Consider the following 24,326-nt stretch of genomic DNA (forward strand, 5'->3'; position numbering starts at 1 on the left):
CCCATGGACACGATCTTTGCGCTGGCCACGGCGCCGGGAAAGGCCGGCGTCGCTGTGATCCGTATTTCGGGTCCGGAGGCATTTGCCGTGGGTCAGGCGCTCGCCGGGTCGGTTCCTCAGGCAGGTATGGCGCGCGTTCGGCGACTGCTGGACGAGCAAGGCGCACATCTGGACGATGCCCTTGTGCTGTCCTTCCAGGCCCCGCACAGCTTCACTGGGGAGGATGTGGTAGAGCTTCAGACCCATGGCAGCCCGGCGACGATAAAGGCCGTTCTGGCGGCGATTTCCGCCACAAGGCTGGCGCGCATGGCGGAGCCGGGGGAATTCACTCGCCGAGCGCTAGAAAACGACCGAATGGACCTGGCGCAGGTCGAGGGCCTTGCCGATCTGATCGACGCAGAAACCGAGGCGCAACGGGTGCAGGCCTTGCGGGTGCTTTCTGGCAGTCTGGGTCAGTTGGTCGAGGGGTGGCGGGAAAACCTGCTGCGGGCTGCGGCCTTGCTAGAGGTCACAATCGACTTTGCCGATGAGGAGGTGCCGGTTGATGTGACGCCGGAAGTCGTGGCTCTGCTGATCCCGGTCATGGACGACCTGAGGCGCGAGATTGCCGGGGTGGATGTGGCCGAGAGGATCCGTGACGGGTTTGAAGTGGCCATTCTCGGTGCGCCCAATGCCGGGAAGTCCACGCTTCTGAACGTCTTGGCGGGGCGCGAGGCCGCGATTACTTCCGACATTGCAGGGACCACCCGAGATGTGATCGAGGTGCGGATGGACCTGCGCGGTCTTCCCGTGACCGTTCTGGATACCGCCGGTCTGCGCGATGCTGGCGACGAGATCGAGCGCATCGGGATCGACCGTGCCCGTGCGAGGGCAGAGGCTGCTGATCTGCGCGTTTTTTTGAGATCCAGCCCGGATGAGCATCCGAACATAACCTTGAGGCCCGATGATATCGTTTTGCTCGGCAAGGCTGATCTTCACGGGGCCGAAGGTATCTCGGGGACAACAGGGCAGGGTGTGTCCGCGCTGATCGACCGGATCGCGGAAACGCTGTCCAGCCGCGCTGCCCGTCAGGCAACCGCCACGCATGCCCGTCATGCAGAAGCGATGAAGTCCGCGCTTGGGGCTTTGGAAGCGGGGCTGAATGAAGTAAAAGCCGGGCCGGACAGGACCGAGCTGGCTGCAGAGAATCTGCGTACTGCCATCCGCCGTCTTGATTCGCTCATTGGGCGCATTGATGTGGAGATGGTACTGGGCGAGATCTTCTCGCGTTTCTGCCTCGGCAAATAGGAGTGTTTCACGTGAAACATCTGGATTTCGATGTGGTGGTGATTGGTGGCGGCCATGCCGGGTCCGACGCGGCGCATGCGGCCGCGCGTCGGGGCGTGCGTGTAGCTTTGCTGACGCTGCGCGCGGATACCATCGGGGTCATGTCCTGTAACCCTGCCATCGGGGGCCTGGGCAAAGGTCATCTGGTCCGAGAGATTGATGCGCTCGGCGGGGCCATGGGGCGGGTTGCAGATGCCTCTGGTATCCAGTTTCGCCTGCTCAATCGCCGCAAGGGCCCCGCCGTTCAGGGGCCGCGCACGCAATCTGACCGCAAGCTCTATCGCCTCGCCATGCAGGCGGAGCTGGCCAGATTGCCGAATCTTTCCATCATCGAAGGCGAAGCGGCCGACCTGATGATGGATGGGGGCCGCATCGCCGGTGTCCGGCTGGAAGATGGCAGCGAAATCAGCGCGCGCGCCGTGGTTCTGACCACCGGCACCTTCCTGCGCGGCATCATCCATATTGGTGACAAGCAACGCTCGGGTGGGCGCATGGGCGACAAACCCTCCAATCTGCTGGCGGAGAGGATCGACCAATTTGGCCTGCCGCTCGGGCGCTTGAAAACCGGCACGCCACCGCGCCTGAACGGGAAAACGATCAACTGGGACATCCTCGACAGCCAGCCAGCGGATGAAGATCCGGTGATGTTCTCGTTCCTGTCCAAAGGTCCGCAGGTGCGCCAGATTTCCTGCGCGATCACCCATACCAACGGATCGACCCACCAGATCATCCGCGACAACCTTGACCGGTCCGCGATGTATGGCGGCCATATCGAAGGGATCGGCCCGCGCTATTGCCCGTCTATCGAAGACAAGATCGTGCGGTTTGCCGACAAGGAGTCGCATCAGATCTTCCTAGAACCGGAGGGGCTGGACGATGACACCGTTTATCCGAATGGCATTTCCACATCCTTGCCCGAAGAGGTTCAGCATGATTACGTGCACTCGATCCGTGGGCTGGAGCGGGCGGAAATCCTGCAACCGGGCTACGCCATCGAATACGATTATGTCGATCCCCGCGCGCTGAGCCCGGTGCTGGAGGTCAAGGATGTGCCGGGTCTGTTCCTGGCCGGTCAGATCAACGGCACGACCGGGTATGAAGAAGCGGCGGCACAAGGTCTTGTGGCGGGATTAAACGCTGCTCAACAAATCTTGGATCAGGATCCGGTGACCTTCAGCCGCAGTGAATCCTATATCGGTGTGATGATTGACGATCTGGTCACACGCGGCGTCGCGGAGCCGTATCGCATGTTCACCTCTCGGGCGGAGTTCCGCCTGACGCTGCGCGCGGACAATGCGGACCAGAGATTGACCCCCCGAGCAATGGAACTTGGTATCGCCAGCGAAGCGCGGATTGCAGCCTTCGAGGACAAGATGGAACGGCTGGCCAAGGGCTATGACGTGATGCAATCGCTCGATCTGACGCCGACGGAAGCGCGCAACAATGGCCTGAATGTGAATCAGGATGGCCAACGCCGAACCGCGCTATCGCTGTTGTCTTTCCCTGATATCACGATGGACCATCTTTCCGCTATTTGGCCTGAGGTTGATGCGATAGATCAAGAGACGAAAGATCAGCTCAGCCGAGAGGCGATTTATGCGAGCTATATCGAGCGTCAGAAATCCGATGTGGCGGCGCTAAAGCGGGACGAGGCGCATAAGATTCCGGTGGAGTTCAGCTATGATGGCATTGACGGATTGTCGAATGAGCTGCGTGGCAAGCTGACAATGATCAAGCCTCAAACATTGGGGCAGGCCGGGCGCATTGAGGGTATGACTCCCGCTGCGCTGACTTTGCTCCTGACCAAGATCCGCCAACATGAACGGAAGCGCGCATGACCGAGCAAGAGGCCCGCGCGCGGCTGCAGGCGGATGTTTCACGTGAAACATTTGAACGGTTGGAGACCTATGCAGCCGCGTTGGTGAAGTGGCAGAAGGCCATCAACCTGGTATCACCCGGCACAATCCCGGAGCTTTGGACGCGCCATTTCCTCGATTCCGCCCAAGTATTCGATCTGTGTGAGGTTAAAGAAGGCTTGTGGCTTGATATCGGATCGGGCGCGGGGTTTCCGGGGCTTGTTTGTTCAGCCATCGCCTTTGAAAAAGCACCGGACCTGCGGTTCACTTTTATCGAAAGCGATCTGCGCAAGAGCAGCTTCCTGCGGACGGTTGCAGCCGAAATGGGCCTGAAAATCGGAGTTCTGACGCGCCGCATAGAAGAGGCTCCCCCACAAAACGCTGCTGTTCTGTCGGCCCGCGCGCTTGCCTCGCTGACCAAACTGCTTGGCCATGCGGAACGTCATCTGTCGCCTGACGGCACCGCATTGTTCCTGAAAGGCGCGACACATGCGCAGGAAGTGGAAGAAGCGCTTGAGACATGGGCCATGACCATGGAGTCTGTTCCCAGCCAGACGGCCGATGGGGCCGTGATTCTGAAAATCGGAGATATTCGACGTGCCTGAGTCCCGGCGGCCCCGCTGCATAGCGATAGCGAATCAGAAAGGCGGGGTCGGAAAGACGACCACCGCAATCAATCTTGGCGCGGCTCTGGCTGCCGAAGGTCAAAGGGTGTTGGTGATCGACCTGGATCCGCAGGGCAATGCGTCAACCGGTTTGGGGATCGACGTCGATCAGCGCGGGGTTACGACGTATGATCTGTTGATCGAAAACATGCCACTGCGAGAGATCGTGTTGCCAACCGGTGTTGATAACTTGTGGATCGCGCCTTCGACAACCGATCTCAGCTCTGCCGATGTGGAGCTTGTGAGCAATGAAAACCGGGTTTTTCTTCTGAAGGATGCATTGGCGCCCGCAATGGTGGCTGGATTCGACATGATCCTGATGGATTGCCCGCCTTCGTTGAACCTTCTGACAGTCAACGCAATGGTTGCGGCGGATGCGGTTCTGGTGCCCCTGCAATCGGAGTTCTTTGCGTTGGAGGGTCTGTCTCAGCTCATGCTCACCATTCGTGAGGTGCGCCAATCCGCCAATCCGGCACTGAGGATCGAAGGAGTTGTGTTGACCATGTACGACATGCGCAACAACCTTTGTCGCCAGGTAGAGGAGGACGCCCGCGAAAACCTCGGGGATCTGGTGTATCAGACCCGAATCCCCCGAAATGTAAGGCTCAGCGAGGCACCATCTTACGCAATGTCGATCCTGCAATATGATCCGACCTCGCGCGGAAGCGAAGCCTATCGCGATCTCGCGCGGGAAGTGCTGGATCGACAGTTGCAGCAGGCCTGAGAGGACGAAGACCATGACAACGAGAAAGAGCAGGGGCCTGGGACGCGGACTATCAGCGTTGATGGCAGATATAAACGAGCCCACAGTGGCGGAGAACCCCACACCGGACGCGCCGCGCCGAGCGGATATGACCGTCCCGATCGAATCGGTGCGGCCAAACCCGGATCAGCCCCGTCGCGCCTTCACCCAGGAAGCGTTGGAGGAGCTTTCCGCGTCCATCGCTGAAAAGGGGATCATCCAGCCGCTGATCGTTCGGCCTGATCCTGCGTCCGAGGGTCAGTTCCAGATCGTTGCCGGGGAACGTAGGTGGCGTGCCGCGCAGATGGCGCAACTGCATGAAGTGCCCGTCATTGTCCGTGATTTCGACGATACTGAGGTGCTTGAAGTCGCGATCATCGAGAATATCCAGCGGGCCGACCTGAACCCGGTGGAAGAAGCCATGGGCTATCGTCAGCTGATGGACCGTTTCAACCACACGCAGGAACGGCTGGGGACCGCCATGGGCAAAAGCCGGTCCCATATCGCGAATCTCATGCGTCTGCTGACCCTGCCGGACGAGGTTCAGGGCTATCTGCGGGATGGACAGCTTAGCGCGGGTCACGCGCGGGCTCTGGTCGGTAGCGAAGACGCGGTCAGCATTGCGCGAGAGGTGATCAGCAAGGGCCTCTCTGTGCGTGATGTTGAAAAGCGGATGCGTAAGCCGGCCACACCGACTGGCGGGCCATCTCGACCGCGCCCCACCGGTGACAAGGATGCTGACACCAAGGCGCTTGAATCCGATTTGTCCGCCGCGATTGGTCTGCCGGTCAGTATTGATCATGACGCGGACAGTGGAACCGGGAAGATCTCGATCAAATACGCAGATCTTGGTCAGCTGGACGATATCATCCAGATTTTGAACTCGGATGGCTAGGAAAGCAGCTCTCTAAGCAAACTGTTTAGAATGGGGCGACCAGCCTTGGTCGCCCTTATTTTGTTGGCGTTTTCGGTCAAAAACCCCATATCTTGTAGTCTCTCTCGTCGATCTCGTGGCAACTCAACGCCCGATAGGTCGTTGAATCGCACGAGAGAGCTCCCCTCTGACAGCCTCAAACTCATCATCAGATACTCGGTTGCCTGATCCATGGGACTGATCGGGTCTCGCACCGACTCGCCGTGACCCTGGGTTTCGACCTGGGTCAGCCAAGTCGTGGGGGTCAGCGGGGTCTCGGTCGCGTAGCGGGTGCCGCTCAGGGTTAGCCGCCCATGTGCGCCGGGGCCGATCCCGATGTAGTCACCATAACGCCAGTAGATCAGGTTGTGCCGGCTTTCCGCCATGTCGCGCGCGTGGTTGGAGATCTCGTAGGCGGGCATTCCGGCGGCCTCGGTGATCTCCTGCGTGATGTCATACATATCCGCGGCGTGGTCATCGGTCGGCAAGCCGGGCAGGCGGCCGATAGCGTAGCGATCCCCGAAGGCGGTGCCTTCTTCGATGGTCAGTTGATAGAGCGAGAAGTGGTCAATCGCCATATTTAGAGCCTGTTTTAGCTCTTCTGACCATTCTCGTGGGGTCTGATGCTGGCGAGCATAGATGAGGTCGAAACTGACCCTGTCAAAGAGCTTTCGGGCGATATCAAAGGCCTCACGGCCTTCCTTCGCGCTGTGCATGCGCCCGAGCCGCTTTAAGTCATCATCGTTAAGCGACTGAATTCCCATGGAAATACGATTGACGCCCGCATCGCGAAACCCTGCGAAACGCCCGGCTTCAACCGAGGTCGGGTTGGCCTCCAGTGTCACCTCGAATGAGTTGGATTGAGGCCAGGTTGCGCGGATCTCTTCCAGAACCGCATGAACCAGTTCCGGGTCCATAAGGGAGGGTGTGCCACCCCCGAAAAACACAGTATCTAGTATGCGTCCCTGGGTTAGATCACCATATCTCCTCACCTCTGAAAGATAGGCGGCCTTCCAACGGCTTTGATCGACCTGCGAGGCGACATGGCTGTTGAAGTCGCAATAGGGGCATTTCGCCAGACAGTAGGGCCAGTGCAGGTAAAGCCCGAACCCGCCCTGTTGCCGGTCGTCACCTACCAAGGGCGGCCACCAGTTTGCGGAACGCGTCGGCGCGGTGGCTGATCTGGTTCTTTTCCCACCGGTCCATTTCGCCGAAGGTGATGTCATAGCCCTGCGGCTGAAAGATCGGGTCATAGCCATGACCCTGATCGCCGCGCATTGGCCAGACAACAGCGCCTTCCATCACGCCGGGGAAGACCTCGTCATGCCCATCGGGCCAGGCCAGAACCAGCGTGCAGCAGAACCGGGCCGTGCGCGGGGCTTTGGCTCCGACCTTCTCCAGTTCTTCATGTGTCCGAGTCATCGCCATCACGAAATCACGACCGTTCGGCGTTTCTGCCCAATCGGCGGTGTAGACGCCCGGCGCGCCGCCAAGTGCGTCGATCTCGATGCCGGAATCATCGGCCAAAGCGGGGAGGCCAGTGGCCTTCGCTGCCGCATGGGCCTTGATCCGGGCGTTTTCGACGAATGTGGTCCCGGTTTCCTCCGGCTCGGGCAGCCCGTGGTCCTTGGCGGAGATCACGGAAATGCCCAGAGGTTCCAGCAGATGCGCAATCTCCTCCAGCTTGCCCTGATTATGAGTCGCAACGAGCAGGGTATCGCCGGTGAATTTGCGCATCAGGCCACCGCCGCTTTCTGCGCGGCGACCAGTTCGGCGACGCCTTTGTCGGCCAGGTCCATCAACTCGTTGAACTGGTCGCGGCTGAACGTGGCACCTTCTGCACTGGCTTGCAGCTCGATCAGTTGGCCCGCGCCGGTCATGACGAAATTGCCATCGGTCCCGGCCTCGGAATCCTCGTCATAGTCCAGATCCAGTACCGGCTGACCGGCAAAGACGCCGCAGGACACGGCGGCCACATGATCCATGATCGGATCAGAAATGACATCCCCCGCCTTCATCAGCTTGTTTACCGCCAGGCGCAGCGCGACCCAACCGCCGGTGATCGCGGCGCAGCGGGTGCCGCCATCGGCCTGGATCACATCACAATCGACGGTGATCTGCCGTTCGCCAAGTGCAACACGGTCAATGCCTGCCCGCAGGGAACGCCCGATAAGCCGTTGAATTTCCTGTGTTCTGCCCGATTGCTTGCCAGCCGACGCCTCCCGCCGCATCCGGGTATGGGTGGCGCGGGGCAGCATGCCGTATTCGGCCGTCACCCAGCCAAGCCCGGTATTGCGCAGGAAGGGGGGAACGCGCTCTTCCAGCGATGCGGTGCACAGCACATGGGTGTTGCCGACCTTGATCAGGCACGATCCTTCGGCATGGCGGGTCACGCCGGTTTCAATGGCAATCGGACGCATCTGGTCTAGGTTTCTGCCGGACGGGCGCATATCTATCTCCTGCATATCGCTTGGGGATGGGGATAGTCCCTTGCCCCTGCGACACGCAACCCCGATTGACCTTCTGTCGCCGCCGCTTCTTAATGTTTCTGTCCTGAATGCACTGCTTACGATGCCGGAAACCGCGAATATTCTTGCCGAGATGAACGAACGCTCCCGCGAGGTGTTTCGCCGGGTGGTCGAGGGCTATCTGGAAACCGGCGCGCCAATGGGATCGCGGACGCTGACACGGTCGCTGTCCGAGAAGGTGTCGGCGGCGACGATCCGCAATGTGATGCAGGATCTGGAGTTTCTGGGACTGCTTGACAGCCCGCATGTGTCTGCGGGCCGAATTCCCACGGAACTGGGGCTGCGGATGTTCGTCGATGGCCTGCTGGAAGTCGGCGATCTGACCCTGGCCGACCGCGAAAAACTCGAGGCGACCGTTGGCGGCAACAACACTGACGTGGCGCAGAAGCTGGATCTATTGGGTTCGGCCCTGTCAGGTGTGACACAGGGCGCGAGCCTTGTGCTGGCCCCCAAGCATGAGGCTCCGATCAAGCATATCGAGTTCGTTCAACTGGCCTCCAACAAGGCACTGGTGGTGCTGGTGTTTGCCGATGGCCATGTAGAGAACCGGATTTTCACGCCGCCGCCGGGTCAAACCCCGAGTTCCATGCGGGAAGCAGCGAATTTTTTGAACGCGCTGGCGGAAGGGAAGACCGTTACCGAGATCCGCCGTCTTATGGAAACCGAGGTGCGCGAACGACGGCAGGAGATCGACCAACTTGCACAGGAGCTTATCGCAAGCGGGGCAGCGATCTGGGAGAACGAGGGCGCCCGGACGGAGCGGCTGATTGTCCGGGGCCGGTCCCATCTGCTGGAAACGGGGGGCGAATCCGAAGAGATGGAGCGCATCCGGACGCTGTTCGATGACCTCGAACGCAAGCGGGATATTACCGAATTTCTGGAACTGACCGAAGAAGGCGACGGTGTGCGCATTTTTATCGGGTCAGAGAACAAACTTTTCTCACTTTCGGGTTCCTCTCTGGTGGTTTCCCCATATATGAACGCTGATCGAAAGATCATCGGCGCGGTCGGTGTGATCGGGCCCACGCGGCTCAATTACGGCCGGATCGTTCCGATAGTGGATTACACGGCACAACTGGTCGGAAAGCTGATTTCGGACCAGGCATAAGAGGTTTGAGATGGCAGACCCCAAGGAAGAGATGTTCCTGGACGACCCTGATGCGCTGGAGGCCGAACTGGACGCCGCGCTGGAAGATGAAGAGCAGGAAGAGTTTTCTGCCGAAGAGCTGGAGCTTGATGCCCTGCGCGCAGAACGCGATGAGCTGAAAGACCGCTTGTTGCGGACGCTGGCGGAATCGGAAAACGTGCGCAAACGCGCGGATCGGGATCGGCGCGAGGCAGAGCATTACGGTAGCACAAGACTGGCCCGCGATCTGCTGCCGGTTTACGACAACCTGCAGCGCGCCCTGGAAGCGGCGAACAAGGAAGAGAACGAGGTTGCAGCAGCCGTGATCGAAGGCGTTGAACTGACCCTTCGCGAATTGCTGAACGTCTTCTCGAAGCATGGGGTGACGCCGGTTGTTCCTGAAACTGGCGATGTCTTTAACCCTAATGAGCACGAGGCGATGTTCGAGGCCCCGGTTCCTGGCACCAAGGCGGGAGAGATCATTCAGGTGATGGCTGTCGGCTTCCTGCTGCATGACCGGCTGCTGCGCCCGGCGCAGGTTGGGGTGTCTTCCACTCCGGCGTCGTAAGGGCGGAGAGGGAGCGCAGCGGGGGCCAGCCCCCGCACCCCCGAGGTATTTGGGCCAAGATGAAAGGGCGCGGACAATTTTAGACGAATTGTGCGTGTCTTAGTCCGTGTCCAGAGCCTTTAGCTCGTAGATCAGGTCAAGTGCATCCTTTGGTGTCAGCATATCCGGGTGAATGCCTTTCAGCCGGTCCGTGATCGGTGAAGGTTTCACCGCCTGGGGGGCAGGGGACGGCGTGGCTGAAAAGAGCGGCAGATCGTCGATCAGTGCTTTCTGACGGTCACCGCCTTCCCGTTCGCCTTTTTCCAGCGCATCCAGCACATCGTGGGCACGTGCCACGACCGATGCGGGCAAACCTGCCAGTTTCGCCACCTGCACACCGTAGCTGCGGTCGGCGGCACCGGGGCGCACCTCGTGCAGGAAAATCACGTCGCCTTCCCATTCGCGGACGGCGACGGTGGCGTTTTTGACGCCCTCCATCCGGTCGGCGAGGCTGGTCATCTCGTGGTAATGGGTGGCGAAGAGAGCGCGGCAGCGATTGACCTCGTGCAGGTGTTCCAAAGTGGCCCATGCGATGGAAAGACCGTCATAGGTGGCGGTGCCGCGTCCGATTTCATCGAGGATAACCAGCGCACGGTCATCGGCCTGGTTGAGGATCGCAGCGGTTTCGACCATCTCGACCATGAAGGTCGATCGTCCCCGCGCCAGATCGTCGGAGGCCCCGACACGGCTGAACACTTGGCTGACAAGGCCGATCTTCGCGGACCTTGCTGGCACAAAGCTGCCCATTTGGGCGAGGATTGCAATCAGCGCGTTCTGACGCAGATAGGTTGACTTACCGGCCATGTTCGGTCCGGTCAGCAGGGTCAATGACGCGGCATTGCCCTCGGCGGTCAGATCGCAATCATTTGCAATGAACGGTTCTCCGTCCTTCTGCAACGCGCGTTCCACGACAGGGTGACGGCCGGCCTCGACGATGAAATCCCGGCTGTTGTCCATCTGGGGACGGACCCAGTTTTCGGACCGGGCGAGATGCGCGAGAGCTGCGGTCAGATCAATCTCAGACAGGGCCGCTGCCGCGGCTCCGACGCCCTCGTTTCGGGTCAAGATCGCCTGTTTCAGAGACTGAAACAGGGCTTTCTCGATCTCCAATGCCCGGTTGCCTGCGTTCAGGATCTTTGTTTCGATCTCGGACAACTCCACTGTCGTGAACCGCACCTGATTGGCCGTGGTCTGTCGGTGAATGAAGGTTTCGGACAGGGGTGGCGACAGCATCTTCTGCGCATGGGTCGCGGTGGTTTCGATGAAGTACCCCAGCACGTTGTTGTGCTTGATCTTCAGCGACTGGATGCCGGTCTGCTTGGCATAGTCGGCCTGCATCTTTCCGATGATGCCGCGCCCCTCGTCGCGTAGCTGCCGCGTTTCGTCCAGGTCCTTGTCATAGCCCGGCGCAATGAACCCACCATCGCGCGTAAGAAGAGGCGGGTCCGCGATCAAAGCTGACTCGAGCTGATCCATCAGGTCCTCGTGCCCGGATAGCGCGCCCACGGCACGGGCAAGACCTTCGGGCAGGTCTCGATCTTTCAGACTTTGGTGAAGCTGGGCCGCCTCGGCCAGGCCGTTTCTGATGGCGGCAAGATCGCGCGGGCCGCCACGGTCGAGCCCGAGACGTGACAAGGCGCGGTCCATGTCGGGCACCTTGCGAAGCGTTTCACGCAGGGTATCGCAAAGGCGCGAGTCCTCCACACATGTCTCTACGGTCTCCAACCGGTCGGCAATTACGGGGATCTGGGTCGAGGGGCTGGACAGGCGGTGTTCCAGCAAGCGCGCACCGCCTGCGGTCAGGGTCATGTCGATGGTGGCGAGAAGCGACCCGGAGCGCCCGCCATTCATGGAGGCTGTCAGTTCCAGATTGCGGCGGGTGGCCGCGTCGATCTGCATCATCCGCTGCGCCAAGGTTCGAGACGGCGGTCGGAGAAGTGGCAGTTTGCCTTTCTGCGTAATCTCCAGATAGTCGACGATCGCACCCATTGCTGCAAGGTCGGGGCGGGAAAAAGCACCGAAGGATTCAAGCGATTTCACCTGAAACAGAGACTGAATCCGCCGCTCCGCCGCCCCGCTGTCAAAGCTGGAGGGTGACAGCGGGGTTACGGGAATCTCTGCCTCTTCGATCACAGACAGAACGTCGTCGCTGACAGCATCCGCAACCAGAATTTCCCGAGGAGACAGCCGGGCAAGTTCCGGGGCCAGCCGGACCAGCGGGCAGGGCATCACGTGAAACGCACCCGTGGAGATATCGGTCCAGGCCAGCGCGGCCTCTCCCCTGATGTCTGCATAGGCGGCGAGGTAATTGTGGTGCCGCGCCTCCAGCAGCGTGTCTTCGGTCAGGGTGCCAGGCGTAACCAGACGAACCACCGCCCTGTGAACCACAGCTTTCGATCCGCGCTTCTTCGCCTCGGACGGGTCTTCCATCTGTTCGCAGACCGCAACGCGAAACCCCTTGCGGATCAGCGTCAGGAAATAGCCCTCGGCGGAATGCACGGGGACGCCACACATCGGAATGTCTTCGCCCAGATGTTTGCCGCGTTTCGTCAGCGCGATATCCAGCGCCTCGGCTGCCGCGACGGCATCGTCAAAAAACATCTCGTAAAAGTCGCCCATCCTGTAAAACAGCAGCGCGTCGCGGTGTTGCGCCTTGATCTCCAGGAATTGCGCCATCATCGGCGTCACTTGTGCGGTCATCGACATCCCCTTGCCTGCGCCGCCACAGTACAAATTGCGCGGGCCGGGTAAAAGGCCGCAAAACTGCTTGGTTGTGACGTTGGGGCAATCGCTCTAAGACAATCTGGCTGGATAAACGGAGACCGAGCGAAAATGTCGAACAAGACGAAAGTCACACGCGAAGAGGCGCTGGCCTATCACCTGGAACCGCGTCCGGGGAAGATCGACATTCAGGCCTCGACCGCGATGACCACGCAGCGCGATCTGAGCCTTGCCTATTCGCCCGGTGTGGCGGTTCCGTGCGAGGCCATCGCCGAGAACCCGGAACTCGCCTATGACTACACCACCAAGGGCAACATGGTGGCGGTGATTTCCAACGGCACGGCGGTGCTGGGGCTGGGGAACCTTGGCGCGCTGGCGTCCAAGCCGGTGATGGAAGGCAAGGCGGTGCTGTTCAAGCGCTTTGCCGACGTCAATTCCATTGATATCGAGCTGGATACCGAAGACCCGGACGAATTCATCAAGGCAGTGCGCCTGATGGGGCCGAGTTTCGGCGGGATCAATCTAGAAGACATCAAGGCGCCGGAGTGTTTCATCATCGAGCAGACGCTCAAGGAACAGATGGACATTCCCGTCTTCCATGACGACCAGCACGGCACCGCGGTGATCTGTGCGGCAGGTCTGATCAATGCGCTGCATCTGTCGAACAAGAAGATCGAGGATGTTAAGATCGTGCTGAATGGCGCGGGTGCAGCCGGAATTGCCTGTCTTGAGCTGCTCAAAGCCATGGGCGCGCGGCATGACAATTGCATCATGTGCGACACCAAGGGCGTGATCTACCAGGGCCGCACCGAGGGCATGAACCAGTGGAAATCGGCGCACGCGGTCAAGACCGAAGCGCGCACGCTGGAAGATGCCATGAAGGGCTGCGACGTCTTCCTTGGCGTGTCGGCCAAGGGCGCGGTCACGCAGGACATGGTGCTATCCATGGCCGATAATCCGGTGATCTTCGCTATGGCCAATCCTGATCCCGAGATTACCCCGGAGGAGGCGCATGAGGTGCGGGTGGATGCCATCGTGGCCACCGGACGCAGCGACTATCCCAACCAGGTGAACAACGTTCTGGGCTTTCCCTATCTCTTCCGCGGGGCGCTGGACATTCACGCGCGTGCCATCAATGACGAGATGAAGATCGCCTGTGCCGAAGCCTTGGCCGAACTGGCGCGAGAGGACGTGCCGGATGAGGTCGCGATGGCCTATGGCCGCAAGCTGTCCTTTGGGCGTGACTACATTATCCCGACGCCTTTCGATCCGCGCCTGATCTACACGATCCCGCCCGCCGTAGCGAAGGCGGGGATGGAAACCGGGGTGGCGCGGCGGCCGATCATCGACCTTGATGCCTATGCACAGACCCTGAATGCGCGGATGGATCCGACGGCCTCGATCCTGCGCGGGATCAACGCGCGCGCCCGTGCGGCGCAGGCCCGCATGATCTTTGCGGAAGGCGACGATGTGCGCGTTCTGCGCGCGGCGGTGGCCTATCAGCGCAACGGCATGGGCAAAGCCATTGTCGTGGGTCGCGATGCGGATGTGAAACAAAAGCTGGAAAGCGTTGGTCTTGCCGACGCAGTGCGCGAATTGCAGATCGTGAATGCGGCGAACACGCCTCATCTCGATACCTACAAGGCCTTCCTCTACGACCGGCTGCAGCGCAAGGGCTTTGACCGAACCGATATTCACCGGCTGGCCGCCCGTGATCGTCATGTGTTTTCGTCGCTGATGCTGGCGCATGGTCATGGGGATGGTCTGGTGACCGGGGCCACCCGCAAATCCGCGCATGTGCTGGGACTGATCGGACATGTCTTCGATGCGCGGGCGCAGGATGGTGCGGTTGGGGTCACGGTTCTGATGAACAAGGGCAAGATCGTGCTGATCGGCGATACGTTGGTCCATGAATGGCCCGAGGCCGAGGATCTGGCCCTGATCGCGCAGCGCGGTGCAACCGTGGCGCGTGGACTGGGGATCGAGCCGCGTGTGGCCTTCGTCAGCTTCTCGACCTACGGCTATCCGGTGTCGGAACGGGCCGAGAAGATGCACCTTGCGCCAGAGGTTCTGGACAAATGGGGCGTGGATTTCGAATACGATGGCGAGATGACCGTCGACGTGGCCCTGAACCGCGAAGTCATGGCGCAGTATCCGTTCACCCGCCTGTCCGGTCCTGCGAATGTGCTGGTGGTACCGGCGCGGCATTCGGCGTCGATCTCGGTCAAGCTGATGCAGGAGATGGCTGGCGCGACCGTGATCGGTCCGATCCTGACCGGGCTGGAACATCCCGTGCAGATCTGTTCGACGGGGTCTACCTCGAACGACATCCTGAACATGGCCGCGATGGCTGCCAGCCGCATTGGCCACTGAATGGAAAAGGCCCGCGAGATTGTCTCTCGCGGGCCTGTTTCGTCTCTAAACCGGGCGATTTCAGCTCGTCATGCCGTCCCAGAAATTCTTGACCTTGTCGAAGAAGCCCGTGGCATTCGGGTTGTTCGACTTGGCGCAGGATTCCTCGAACTGGCGCAACAGCTCTTTCTGTTCGCTGGTCAGTTTCACCGGGGTTTCAACGGCCAGCTCGATATACATATCGCCCTGACCGGTGCCGCGCAGCGCGGGCATGCCCTTGGATCGCAGGCGCATCTGCCGACCGGATTGAGACCCTTCCGGCACCTTCACGCGGCTGCGGCCACCGTCGATCGTGGGCACCTCAACCTCGCCACCCAGGGCGGCCTTGGTCATAGACACTGGCACCCGGCAGAACAGGTCCAGCCCGTCGCGCTGGAAGATTGCGTGATCCTGCACTTCGATGAAGATATAAAGATCACCCGGAGGCCCGCCGCGCAGCCCGGCCTCACCCTCGCCCGAAAGGCGAATGCGGGTGCCTGTCTCGACACCGGCGGGGATGTTGACTGACAGGGCCTTTTCCTTCTCGGTCCGGCCCGATCCACCGCAGACACGGCAGGGGTTTTTCACGATCTGGCCAGCACCCGAACAGGTGGGACAGGTGCGTTCAACGGTAAAGAAGCCCTGCTGTGCGCGAACCTTGCCCATGCCCGAACAGGTGGGGCAGGTCTGGGGCTCGGCCCCGCCTTCCGCGCCGCTGCCGCTGCATTCACCGCAAGACACCGATGTCGGAACGGTGATCGCCTTTTGCAGGCCTGCATAGGCCTCCTCCAGCGAGATCCTGAGGTTATAGCGCAGGTCGGACCCGCGCGTGGCCCTGTTGCGGGCACCACCACGCTGACCGCCCATGAAATCGCCGAACAGGTCTTCGAACACATCGGAAAAGGCACTGGCGAAATCGCCCTGGCCCCGGCCACCGCCCGCACGCGGGCCGCCGCCCATGCCGCCGTCGAATGCCGCGTGACCATAGCGGTCATAGGCGGCCTTCTTGTCGGCATCCTTCAACACTTCGTAGGCTTCGTTGACTTCCTTGAACTGAGCCTCGGCATCCGGATTGTCCGCGTTGCGGTCCGGGTGCAGTTCCTTGGCCTTCTTGCGGTAGGCCTTTTTCAGCTCGTCCGCCGAGGCCCCCTTGGAGGCCCCGAGAACCTCGTAATAGTCGCGTTTTGCCATTTGGATTGCTGCCTTCCTCAAACGCGCAGACCGGCCAAGGGGTGTCCTCAGCCGGTCGCACGTGGGTCAGTTCACGCGATCACGACCGACGGTCGTTGTCGAGGTCCTCGAAATCCGCGTCCACGATGTCGTCATCGACGCCGCCGGGTTCATCCACACCGTCCGGTGCGTCTTCGCCAGCTTCCTCGGCTTGGGCTTTGTAGATGGCTTCACCCAGCTTCATCGCGGCTTCGGTGACGTTCTGGATGCCGCCCTTGATCTTGGCCGCGTCTTCGGATTCAAGCGTTTCTTCCAGCGCCTTGATCGCCAGTTCGATGGCTTCGATGGTGGTCGGATCGACCTTGTCACCATGTTCTTCCATCGACTTCTGGGTCGAATGGATCAGGCTTTCGGCCTGGTTCTTCGCTTCGACCAGCTCCTTGCGGCTCTTGTCGGCCTCGGCGTTTTCTTCGGCTTCGCGCACCATGCGTTCGATATCGTCATCGGACAGGCCACCGGATGCCTGGATGGTGATCTGCTGTTCCTTGCCGGTGCCCTTGTCCTTGGCGCCGACCGATACGATGCCGTTGGCATCGATGTCGAAGGTCACCTCGATCTGGGGCATGCCGCGCGGTGCGGGCGGGATGTTTTCAAGGTTGAACTGGCCCAGCATCTTGTTGTCGGCCGCCATTTCCCGTTCACCCTGGAACACGCGGATGGTCACGGCGTTCTGGTTGTCTTCTGCGGTCGAGAAGATCTGCGACTTCTTGGTCGGGATCGTCGTGTTGCGGTCGATCAGGCGGGTGAAGACACCACCGAGCGTTTCGATGCCGAGCGACAGCGGGGTCACATCGAGCAGAACCACGTCCTTGACGTCGCCTTGCAGAACACCGGCCTGAATGGCGGCGCCCAGGGCCACGACTTCGTCGGGGTTCACACCCTTGTGCGGTTCCTTGCCGAAGAAGCTCGACACTTCCGAGATGACCTTGGGCATGCGGGTCATGCCGCCGACCAGGACGATTTCGTCGATCTCGCCCTTGGACAGGCCAGCATCCTTCAGCGCGGCCTGACAGGGCTTGAGCGACGCCTTGATCAGATCGCCCACCAGCGATTCCAGCTTGGCGCGGGTCAGCTTCATGACCATGTGCAGCGGCGTGCCGTCCTTGCCCATCGAGATGAAGGGCTGGTTGATTTCGGTCTGGGTGGCGGAGCTGAGTTCGATCTTGGCTTTCTCGGCGGCCTCTTTCAGGCGCTGGAGGGCCATCTTGTCCTTGGTCAGGTCGACGCCGTGTTCCTTTTTGAACTCGTCCGCCAAGTAGTTGACAATGCGCATGTCGAAGTCTTCACCGCCAAGGAAGGTGTCGCCGTTGGTGGATTTCACTTCGAAGAGGCCGTCGTCAATCTCCAGAATGGTGATGTCGAAGGTACCGCCGCCAAGGTCATAGACCGCGATGGTTTTGCTGTCCTTCTTGTCCAGACCATAGGCCAGCGCGGCAGCGGTCGGTTCGTTGATGATGCGCAGCACTTCGAGGCCCGCGATCTTGCCGGCGTCCTTGGTGGCCTGACGCTGGGCGTCGTTGAAATAGGCGGGTACGGTGATGACGGCTTGCGTCACTTCCTCGCCAAGATAGCTTTCTGCGGTTTCCTTCATCTTGCCCAGGATCAGCGCGGACACCTGGCTGGGGCTGTATTTTTCGCCCTTCACCTCGACCCAGGCGTCGCCATTGCCACCGTCCACGATGGCATAGGGCACCAGTTTCTTGTCCTTCTCGACCGCGGGGTCACCCACGCGGCGGCCGATCAGTCGCTTTACGGCGAAGATGGTGTTGTCAGGGTTGGTGACGGCCTGCCGTTTTGCGGCCTGACCCACCAGCTTTTCGTCATCGGTGTAGCCGACGATCGAAGGGGTGGTCCGAGCGCCTTCCGAGTTCTCGATAACGCGGGGCTGCGATCCGTCCATGATGGCAACACAGGAGTTCGTGGTGCCGAGGTCGATACCAATCACTTTGGCCATGTCTTTGTCATTCCTTCTTCAAGGCGATGTTGCAGGGGGCGGGTCCGATTGCGGCCCCCGGCCCCTTATCCCAATTTGGCCGGAGAGTGCCCCGACCGAGCTTCGCAGGGTATATAAGTGGGGGTTCCGGCCGCTGCAAGCGTGGCAAAGCGTTGAAATGGACGGAATCTGACTCAGGTTCCATCCGTGGAAGAGATTGAGAGAGGTGCGCCCATGAACAAGCTGGAGATTCAGGGCTTCGACATCTATCCCGACCACCTGTCGCCCCATGCGCAGGCGCAAATGGTGGCGGATATCCGCAAGGTTGTTCAAGCGGCGCCGCTGTTTCACCCCGTAACGCCTCGCGGGCAGAAGATGTCTGTGCGCATGACCTCTGCCGGTCGGGTCGGTTGGGTCAGTGACAGGCGGGGCTATCGGTATGAGGCGACGCATCCGAACGGGATGGAGTGGCCCGCGATTCCGGGCAGCATTCTGGCCGTCTGGCAGGAATTGTCAGGGTCGGTGCGAAATCCCGATTGCTGCCTGATCAACTTTTACGGCGAAGGCACCCGCATGGGGCTGCATCAGGACAAGGACGAACAGGATTTCAGCCAGCCTGTCCTGTCCATCTCACTCGGGGATGAGGCGCTGTTTCGGATGGGCAATGTCGAGCGTGGCGGAGCAACCAGATCCGTCTGGCTGCGGTCCGGTGATGTAGTGGTGATGGGTGGCGAGGCACGGCTACGCCATCACGGGATCGACCGGATCAAGTTTGGCTCCTCCCCGCTCTTGCCGAACGGGGGGAGGATCAACCTGACCTTGCGGGTGGTCGATTAGCGCGACAGGGAACAGCAGCCTTCCAGCAGCTCGGACCCCTGGGGGCTCGTGCGCAGGAAATGGGCGATGATTCCGTAGTCCCGATCGCTCATGCCATCTGAACAGATGCCTCGGCGGATGAAGGCCGTCATCCTGGAATTGCCGCTGTCCAGAACCATGCCGAAGGCCTGCGGTCCTCTGGCAGAGGCGGTCCCGCTCCACAATTCGGCGAAGGGTTCCGGGGCTGCCAGCGCCACGCTGTTGAAGTTGCCGCCACCGATCAGGCGCTCAAAGCTCCAGAAAGGTTCGGTCCCGTGACAATAAAGCGGTGCGGGAAGGCCTGCGTTCCAGTCCGGCCCCATCCGGGTTAGAAACCGCATCGAGGACCAACCAGAGGTTTCCCCGATGATGACGCGGCCCCACCGGCGATCTTCTGTGGTGCCCACAACCTCCACATGGGTCTGGTTCGGGGCGAAAGACCCGATGATCTGATGGTTCACACCGGGACCGGACCGCACGTTCAGCACGTCTGTCGCAGCCACACCGGTGACACGGTAGAGCGCGGGGTAATCATGTACCTGGGCCGCCACTGCATGGCCAAAAAACACAAGGAATAGGGTTAAAAGAAGTTTTTTCATCGTCCTGCCGTCCAGCTCGCGGAAACCCGTTTCCGGGTATAGAAATCGCCCATGAGCCCCAGCATCACGAGGGCGATGGTGAAATAGATCGGGTAGTGCCAATTGGTGTGATGCGGGAAGTAATTGTTAAAGGCAAAGCCGCGGGCCTGATCGATCAGGTGGAACAGCGGGTTCCACGTGAACCAGGGCAGCATCATCGCCGGCAATGCGTTTGCGACGAACATCTTGCCGGACGCGATCATGTTTGCACGGGTATAGACGCTTTGCAGGATCCCGATCAAATCAGGGAACCAGGGCTTTAGGTTCATGAAAATCAGCCCGACCGCGCAGCCGGATGCCCATGACAGCAGATACATGAAGGTCACGCCCGACCAGTCATGAATGACCAGCCCGTCAAAGATCGTGTGAATCCCCAGCAGGATCACGCAGAGCGACAGAGTCTGGATATACAGTGCGGACAGGGCCGACGACACGATGGCCACGATCGTGTTCATCGGCGCGTGCAGCATCATGGCCGAGGTCGGACCCTCTGCCCCCATCACGGCACCAAGGGCCTTGATATGGGTCAGATAGAGGAAGATGCCGGTCACGAGGTAGATCAGGAAATCCCCCCGGATCATCATGCTGCGCGTGCCCAGAACCGTGAACATGAAGTAGAAGGCCACGACGAACAGGATCGCCTGAAGCATGCTCATGAGCAGGGCCATGATGGCATTGCCGTGCGATTGCCGGACCTTTCGAACCGTGGAGGTATATGTCAGCTCAGCCAGACTCAGCAGAATGGCGAAGGTCGATTTGCGTCTGGAATGACCGAACTGCATGCGTGTACCGAAATGTTGTCTGCCCGAACGTCTGGCCCCCGTCTTTGTCGCAGGGATACCTTGCTCAATTCTTGTTAGGCGACGATAACGGCAAAAAGTGGTTTTTTCAATGAAACTCCCAAGGAGGAACGGGATGGATTTCCCCAGTATCGAGAAAGTCTTCCGCACCCTGGCCCTGCAGGCTGGTGATCGAATCATGGAGATTTACAATGCCGATGATTTCGAGGTGAAGGCAAAGTCGGACGAAAGCCCGGTGACCGAGGCTGATGAGGCCGCCGATGCCCTGATTTCAGCAGGGATCAGATCGGCTTTCCCGGACATGGTTCTTGTGACCGAGGAACAGGCTGCCAGCCACGCGCAATCTGCCAGCAGTTTCATCATCGTCGATCCGCTGGACGGCACCAAGGAATTCATCAAGCGCCGTGGCGACTTCACGGTGAACATCGCCCTTGTGCAGGACGGCGTGCCGATCCGAGGAGTCGTTTATGCGCCTGCCAAGGGGCGGTTGTTCTACACCGAGGCTGATGGTCGATCCGTCGAGGAAACCGGACCGTTCGACAATGACAAGAAGGGCAACGTTGCCGCGATTTCAGTCTCTAAACCGGATAATTCGGCTCTTCTGGTCGTCGCTAGCAAGTCGCACCGGGATGCCGCGACCGATGCCTATATCGGCAAGTACAATGTTGAAGACATGAAGAGCGCGGGATCATCCCTCAAGTTCTGTCTGGTCGCAACGGGCGAGGCCGATCTCTACCCGCGTCTTGGCCGGACGATGGAATGGGACACGGCAGCGGGCGACGCGGTTCTGCGTGGTGCGGGTGGGCATGTGATCCGGTTCGACGACCACACCCCGTTCACCTACGGTAAACCCGGATATGAGAACCCGTTTTTCATCGCCCATGCTCCGGGCGTCGATCTCAAGGCTGGCTGAATGACCACTGTTTGCATCATCCCCGCTCGCTATGCGTCGACCCGCTATCCCGGCAAGCCGCTGGCAGAGCTGAAGGGCGCCACCGGCATTTCCCGCAGCCTGATCGAACGCAGCTGGCTGGCTGCGCAAGAAGTTGATGGCGTGGATGCGGTCTATGTGGCGACGGACGATGATCGAATCCGCACGGCGGCAGAGGCGTTTGGCGCCGAGGTGCTGATGACATCGGACAGCTGCCGAAACGGCACAGAACGCTGTGCCGAGGCGCTGGGCATGCTGGGCGATGACGTGGACATGGTGGTAAACCTTCAAGGGGATGCACCGCTGACGCCCGCCTGGTTTCTGGAGGATCTGATCAGCGGACTGAAAGCCGCCCCCGATGCGGCCCTGGCCACGCCGGTTCTGTGCTGCGACGGGGAAACCCATTCGGCGCTCATGGCAGACCGGCATGCAGGGCGCGTTGGCGGCACAACGGCGGTCTTCGACGCCAATCGCCATGCGCTCTATTTCTCGAAAGAGGTCATCCCCTACACGGGCCGTATCTATCAGCGCGATGAGCCGACTCCGGTGTTCCACCATGTCGGTGTCTATGCCTATCGGCCCGATGCCTTGTCTGCCTACCCGACCTGGCCGGTTGGCGCGCTGGAAACACTGGAAGGGCTGGAACAGCTTCGATTCCTCGAAAACGGTCACAACGTTCTGTGTGTCGAGGTGGAGGCGCGCGGCCGCAAGTTCTGGGAGCTGAACAACCCGGAAGACGTGCCGAGAATAGAGACCATGCTGGCCGAGATGGGGGCGCCTTGACAGACTGCCCGCCCGTCAGCGTCATTGTCGTCAGCCACGGGCGCCCCGCCTTGCTGCGCAGGGCTTTGATCGGGATCGGGCAGCTTTTCTATCGTCCCTTCGAACTGATTGTCGTGGCCGATGCGGTGGGTCTTGAAGCCATTGCCGATCTGCCCTTTGGCGACCGAATCAAGACAGCGTTGCAGGACACCCCCAATATCTCTGCTGCACGCAACGCCGGGCTGGCACTGTCTTGCGGCCAGATCGTGGCATTCATCGACGATGATGCGGTGCCGGAGCCAACATGGCTGACTCATCTCGTTTTCCCTTTGTTAGACACTGATATTGCCGCCGCGACAGGCACTGTTCTGGGGCGGAACGGCATCAGCGTTCAGTGGGCCAATCGGGTCGTTGACCAGCTTGGAAGAGCGTTCCCTGCGCCCCCGGGTCCATTGCCGGAAGGTCGCGCTGTCAAGCTGGAAGGCACGAATATGGCGATCCGCCGGGAGGTGGCCGTTGCGGTTGGAGGGTTCGACGAAGGGTTCGCGTTCTACCTTGATGAAACCGATCTTGCCTATCGTCTGATGCGCGCCGGTCACAGGGTCGTTCATGCGCCATTTGCCACAGTTCACCATGGATACGCCGCCAGTGAACGACGCACCGGGGACCGCGTACCGCTCAGCCTGTTCGAAATTGGTCAAAGCAGCATGCTCTATCTGCAGAAGCATGCCACCGGAGACGAGGTGACAGAGGGCCTCTCTGCGATCAGGGCGGAACAATCCGAACGGGTCGAACGACTGGTGAACTCCGGCGCATTGACCGTGCAGGCCGGGGCCAAACTGCTTGACGGGTTCGAAGCCGGGCTAGACGCAGGCAAAACGCTGCCCGTGTCTTCATTTGAAGCGAGTGGACCCAGCCCCGCCTTTCAGCCGCTTCTGTCCACGCCCGCCCCGGACCCGGCTTTGCTGACGGGACGGTGGTTTTCGCGCCGCCGCTTGCAAGTAAAGGCGCAATCGCTTGCGCAGGATGGCAGGTCGGTCACGTTGATGATCTTCGATCATACCATGCGGGCGCATCGGGTTGTCTTCACCCCTCAGGGCTACTGGCTGCAAAGCGGCGGTTTGTTCGGAAGATCGTCAAGAAATCAGCGGCTTTTCATGATCTGGTCACTTGGTAGGCGCATAAGGACCGAAATCGAAAGGCTGAGAAAAATTCGCTGGATTTCCGATGCCCCTGAATGCAATACCGACGAGGTGTCATAAAGAGAGCGTTCAAAGGAACGAAGTTTGCCGCGATTGGCCCGTATTATGGGATCTGACGGCAGACAAGTAGGTTCCAACCTGTTGGAGACGAAGATGAAGAAAGTAACCAAAGCGATTTTTCCGGTGGCAGGACTAGGCACGCGTTTCCTGCCAGCGACCAAATCCATTCCGAAAGAGATCATGACGCTCGTCGACCGCCCGTTGATCCAGTATGCGATTGATGAAGCGCGGGCAGCGGGCATTAAGGAATTCATCTTTGTCACATCCCGCGGGAAAAGCGCGCTTGAGGATTATTTCGACATCGCGCCCGAGCTGGAAAGCACGTTGCGCAAGAAGGGCAAGACCGAGCTTTTGCAGACGCTGAAGTCCACCAACATGGATTCCGGCCAGATTGCCTATATCCGCCAGAACAAGGCCATGGGCCTGGGCCACGCCGTGTGGTGCGCGCGGCGTTTGCTGGGGAACGAGCCGTTCGCGGTCATTCTGCCGGATGACGTGATCGCCGCGGAAAAGCCCTGTCTGCAACAGATGATCGAGGCACATGAGGAAACCGGTGGCAACATGGTCGCCGCGATGGAGGTTCCACCCGAGATGACGTCGTCCTACGGGGTGCTCGACATTCGCGACGACATGGGATCGGTCGTATCGGTCAAGGGCATGGTCGAAAAGCCGGACATTCAGGATGCCCCGTCGAATCTGGCGGTTATCGGTCGGTATATCCTGACGCCGGACATCATGCGCAACCTAAACCGTGCAAAATCGGGCGCAGGCGGAGAGATCCAGTTGACCGACGCGATTGCCGAAGAGATCAAGGCATCGGACAACGTCTATGGCTTCCGTTTCCGTGGTCAGCGCTATGATTGCGGGTCCAAGGCAGGATTCTTGCAGGCGACGGTTGCCTTCGGTCTGGCACGTGACGATCTGCGCGATGAGTTCTCTCATTTCCTCGACCAGATGTCGGCGACGAAGAACGCAGCCCAGTAACCTATGACCGGGCCTGCCCTGTGTCTTGACCTGACGCGGCTGTTGTCCCGCGTCGG

21 protein-coding genes are annotated in these 24,326 nt (G+C 60.3%); 13 read left to right on the forward strand and 8 right to left on the reverse strand.

Annotation, left to right across the window (positions count from 1 at the left end; translation table 11 throughout):
* The first annotated feature begins 3 nt into the window (after positions 1-3).
* The 5 genes from mnmE (at position 4) to BKY26_RS17715 (ending at position 5,484) form a co-directional block, all read left to right on the forward strand.
* Complete coding sequence (gene mnmE / locus BKY26_RS17695) at positions 4-1,287, forward strand: tRNA uridine-5-carboxymethylaminomethyl(34) synthesis GTPase MnmE (protein WP_071691700.1); 1,284 nt, start codon at positions 4-6, stop codon at positions 1,285-1,287.
* A gap of 11 nt (positions 1,288-1,298) precedes the next feature.
* Positions 1,299-3,164 (forward strand): tRNA uridine-5-carboxymethylaminomethyl(34) synthesis enzyme MnmG, encoded by a 1,866-nt coding sequence (mnmG, locus tag BKY26_RS17700; RefSeq protein WP_071691730.1) that lies wholly within the window; start codon positions 1,299-1,301, stop codon positions 3,162-3,164.
* Positions 3,161-3,787 carry a 16S rRNA (guanine(527)-N(7))-methyltransferase RsmG gene (gene rsmG / locus BKY26_RS17705; RefSeq protein ID WP_071691701.1) on the forward strand — a complete coding sequence of 209 codons (627 nt, stop codon included), beginning with the start codon at positions 3,161-3,163 and terminating at the stop codon, positions 3,785-3,787. The genes mnmG and rsmG overlap by 4 nt, the downstream gene beginning before the upstream one ends.
* A complete protein-coding gene (locus BKY26_RS17710) occupies positions 3,771-4,571 on the forward strand; it encodes a ParA family protein (protein WP_425434500.1) in 801 nt (266 codons plus the stop codon). Before rsmG ends, BKY26_RS17710 begins: the two co-directional genes overlap by 17 nt.
* Before the next feature lie 61 nt (positions 4,572-4,632).
* On the forward strand, positions 4,633-5,484 hold the full coding sequence (locus BKY26_RS17715) for a ParB/RepB/Spo0J family partition protein (protein ID WP_425434499.1): 852 nt from the start codon (positions 4,633-4,635) through the stop codon (positions 5,482-5,484).
* Here BKY26_RS17715 and hemW read toward each other — a convergent pair.
* The 3 genes from hemW to rph are packed head-to-tail and all read right to left on the reverse strand — an operon-like array spanning position 5,481 to position 7,952.
* Entirely contained in the window at positions 5,481-6,641 is a 1,161-nt protein-coding gene (gene hemW, locus BKY26_RS17720) for a radical SAM family heme chaperone HemW (protein ID WP_071691704.1), read from the reverse strand. The genes BKY26_RS17715 and hemW overlap by 4 nt on opposite strands.
* A complete protein-coding gene (rdgB, locus tag BKY26_RS17725; protein WP_071691705.1) occupies positions 6,631-7,239 on the reverse strand; it encodes an RdgB/HAM1 family non-canonical purine NTP pyrophosphatase in 609 nt (202 codons plus the stop codon). The genes hemW and rdgB overlap by 11 nt, the downstream gene beginning before the upstream one ends.
* Entirely contained in the window at positions 7,239-7,952 is a 714-nt protein-coding gene (gene rph, locus BKY26_RS17730) for a ribonuclease PH (protein ID WP_071691706.1), read from the reverse strand. The genes rdgB and rph overlap by 1 nt, the downstream gene beginning before the upstream one ends.
* Before the next feature lie 121 nt (positions 7,953-8,073).
* On the opposite strand from rph, the gene hrcA reads away from it, so the two are divergent.
* Together hrcA and BKY26_RS17740 are read left to right on the forward strand one after the other, a co-directional pair.
* Positions 8,074-9,138 carry a heat-inducible transcriptional repressor HrcA gene (hrcA, locus tag BKY26_RS17735; RefSeq protein ID WP_071691707.1) on the forward strand — a complete coding sequence of 355 codons (1,065 nt, stop codon included), beginning with the start codon at positions 8,074-8,076 and terminating at the stop codon, positions 9,136-9,138.
* 10 nt (positions 9,139-9,148) lie between these two features.
* The gene (locus BKY26_RS17740; protein WP_071691708.1) at positions 9,149-9,724 is read left to right on the forward strand and encodes a nucleotide exchange factor GrpE; all 576 of its coding nucleotides are present in this window, start codon (positions 9,149-9,151) and stop codon (positions 9,722-9,724) included.
* Positions 9,725-9,823: 99 nt separating this feature from the next.
* Here the strand turns inward: BKY26_RS17740 and mutS are convergent, their stop codons facing one another.
* Positions 9,824-12,463, reverse strand: coding sequence for a DNA mismatch repair protein MutS (gene mutS / locus BKY26_RS17745; RefSeq protein ID WP_071691709.1), 2,640 nt, complete (start codon positions 12,461-12,463; stop codon positions 9,824-9,826).
* A 132-nt stretch (positions 12,464-12,595) separates the two neighbouring features.
* On the opposite strand from mutS, the gene BKY26_RS17750 reads away from it, so the two are divergent.
* Positions 12,596-14,857: an NADP-dependent malic enzyme gene (locus tag BKY26_RS17750; RefSeq protein WP_071691710.1), complete on the forward strand. Its 2,262-nt coding sequence runs from the start codon at positions 12,596-12,598 to the stop codon at positions 14,855-14,857.
* Positions 14,858-14,917: 60 nt separating this feature from the next.
* Here the strand turns inward: BKY26_RS17750 and dnaJ are convergent, their stop codons facing one another.
* Positions 14,918-16,066: a molecular chaperone DnaJ gene (gene dnaJ, locus BKY26_RS17755; protein WP_071691711.1), complete on the reverse strand. Its 1,149-nt coding sequence runs from the start codon at positions 16,064-16,066 to the stop codon at positions 14,918-14,920.
* A gap of 79 nt (positions 16,067-16,145) precedes the next feature.
* Positions 16,146-18,059, reverse strand: coding sequence for a molecular chaperone DnaK (dnaK, locus tag BKY26_RS17760; protein WP_071691712.1), 1,914 nt, complete (start codon positions 18,057-18,059; stop codon positions 16,146-16,148).
* 213 nt (positions 18,060-18,272) lie between these two features.
* On the opposite strand from dnaK, the gene BKY26_RS17765 reads away from it, so the two are divergent.
* Positions 18,273-18,875: an alpha-ketoglutarate-dependent dioxygenase AlkB family protein gene (locus tag BKY26_RS17765; protein ID WP_071691713.1), complete on the forward strand. Its 603-nt coding sequence runs from the start codon at positions 18,273-18,275 to the stop codon at positions 18,873-18,875.
* On the opposite strand, the gene BKY26_RS17770 is transcribed toward BKY26_RS17765, so the two are convergent.
* Together BKY26_RS17770 and BKY26_RS17775 are read right to left on the reverse strand one after the other, a co-directional pair.
* Positions 18,872-19,444, reverse strand: coding sequence for an SH3 domain-containing protein (locus BKY26_RS17770; protein WP_158514359.1), 573 nt, complete (start codon positions 19,442-19,444; stop codon positions 18,872-18,874). The two genes, BKY26_RS17765 and BKY26_RS17770, sit on opposite strands and share 4 nt — an antisense overlap.
* Before the next feature lie 44 nt (positions 19,445-19,488).
* On the reverse strand, positions 19,489-20,313 hold the full coding sequence (locus BKY26_RS17775; protein ID WP_071691715.1) for an ABC transporter permease: 825 nt from the start codon (positions 20,311-20,313) through the stop codon (positions 19,489-19,491).
* Between the two features lie 133 nt (positions 20,314-20,446).
* Between BKY26_RS17775 and cysQ the strand changes: the two genes are divergently transcribed.
* The 4 genes from cysQ (at position 20,447) to galU (ending at position 24,270) form a co-directional block, all read left to right on the forward strand.
* Positions 20,447-21,244 carry a 3'(2'),5'-bisphosphate nucleotidase CysQ gene (gene cysQ, locus BKY26_RS17780; RefSeq protein ID WP_071691716.1) on the forward strand — a complete coding sequence of 266 codons (798 nt, stop codon included), beginning with the start codon at positions 20,447-20,449 and terminating at the stop codon, positions 21,242-21,244.
* Positions 21,245-22,045, forward strand: coding sequence for a 3-deoxy-manno-octulosonate cytidylyltransferase (locus BKY26_RS17785; protein ID WP_071691717.1), 801 nt, complete (start codon positions 21,245-21,247; stop codon positions 22,043-22,045). It abuts the gene before it with no gap.
* Positions 22,042-23,286: a glycosyltransferase family 2 protein gene (locus tag BKY26_RS17790; protein ID WP_071691718.1), complete on the forward strand. Its 1,245-nt coding sequence runs from the start codon at positions 22,042-22,044 to the stop codon at positions 23,284-23,286. The genes BKY26_RS17785 and BKY26_RS17790 overlap by 4 nt, the downstream gene beginning before the upstream one ends.
* Before the next feature lie 93 nt (positions 23,287-23,379).
* Positions 23,380-24,270, forward strand: coding sequence for a UTP--glucose-1-phosphate uridylyltransferase GalU (gene galU / locus BKY26_RS17795; RefSeq protein ID WP_071691731.1), 891 nt, complete (start codon positions 23,380-23,382; stop codon positions 24,268-24,270).
* The last annotated feature ends 56 nt before the right edge of the window (positions 24,271-24,326 follow it).

Origin of the sequence: Nioella sediminis, assembly GCF_001879695.1 — a bacterium.
Classification (GTDB): domain Bacteria; phylum Pseudomonadota; class Alphaproteobacteria; order Rhodobacterales; family Rhodobacteraceae; genus Nioella; species Nioella sediminis.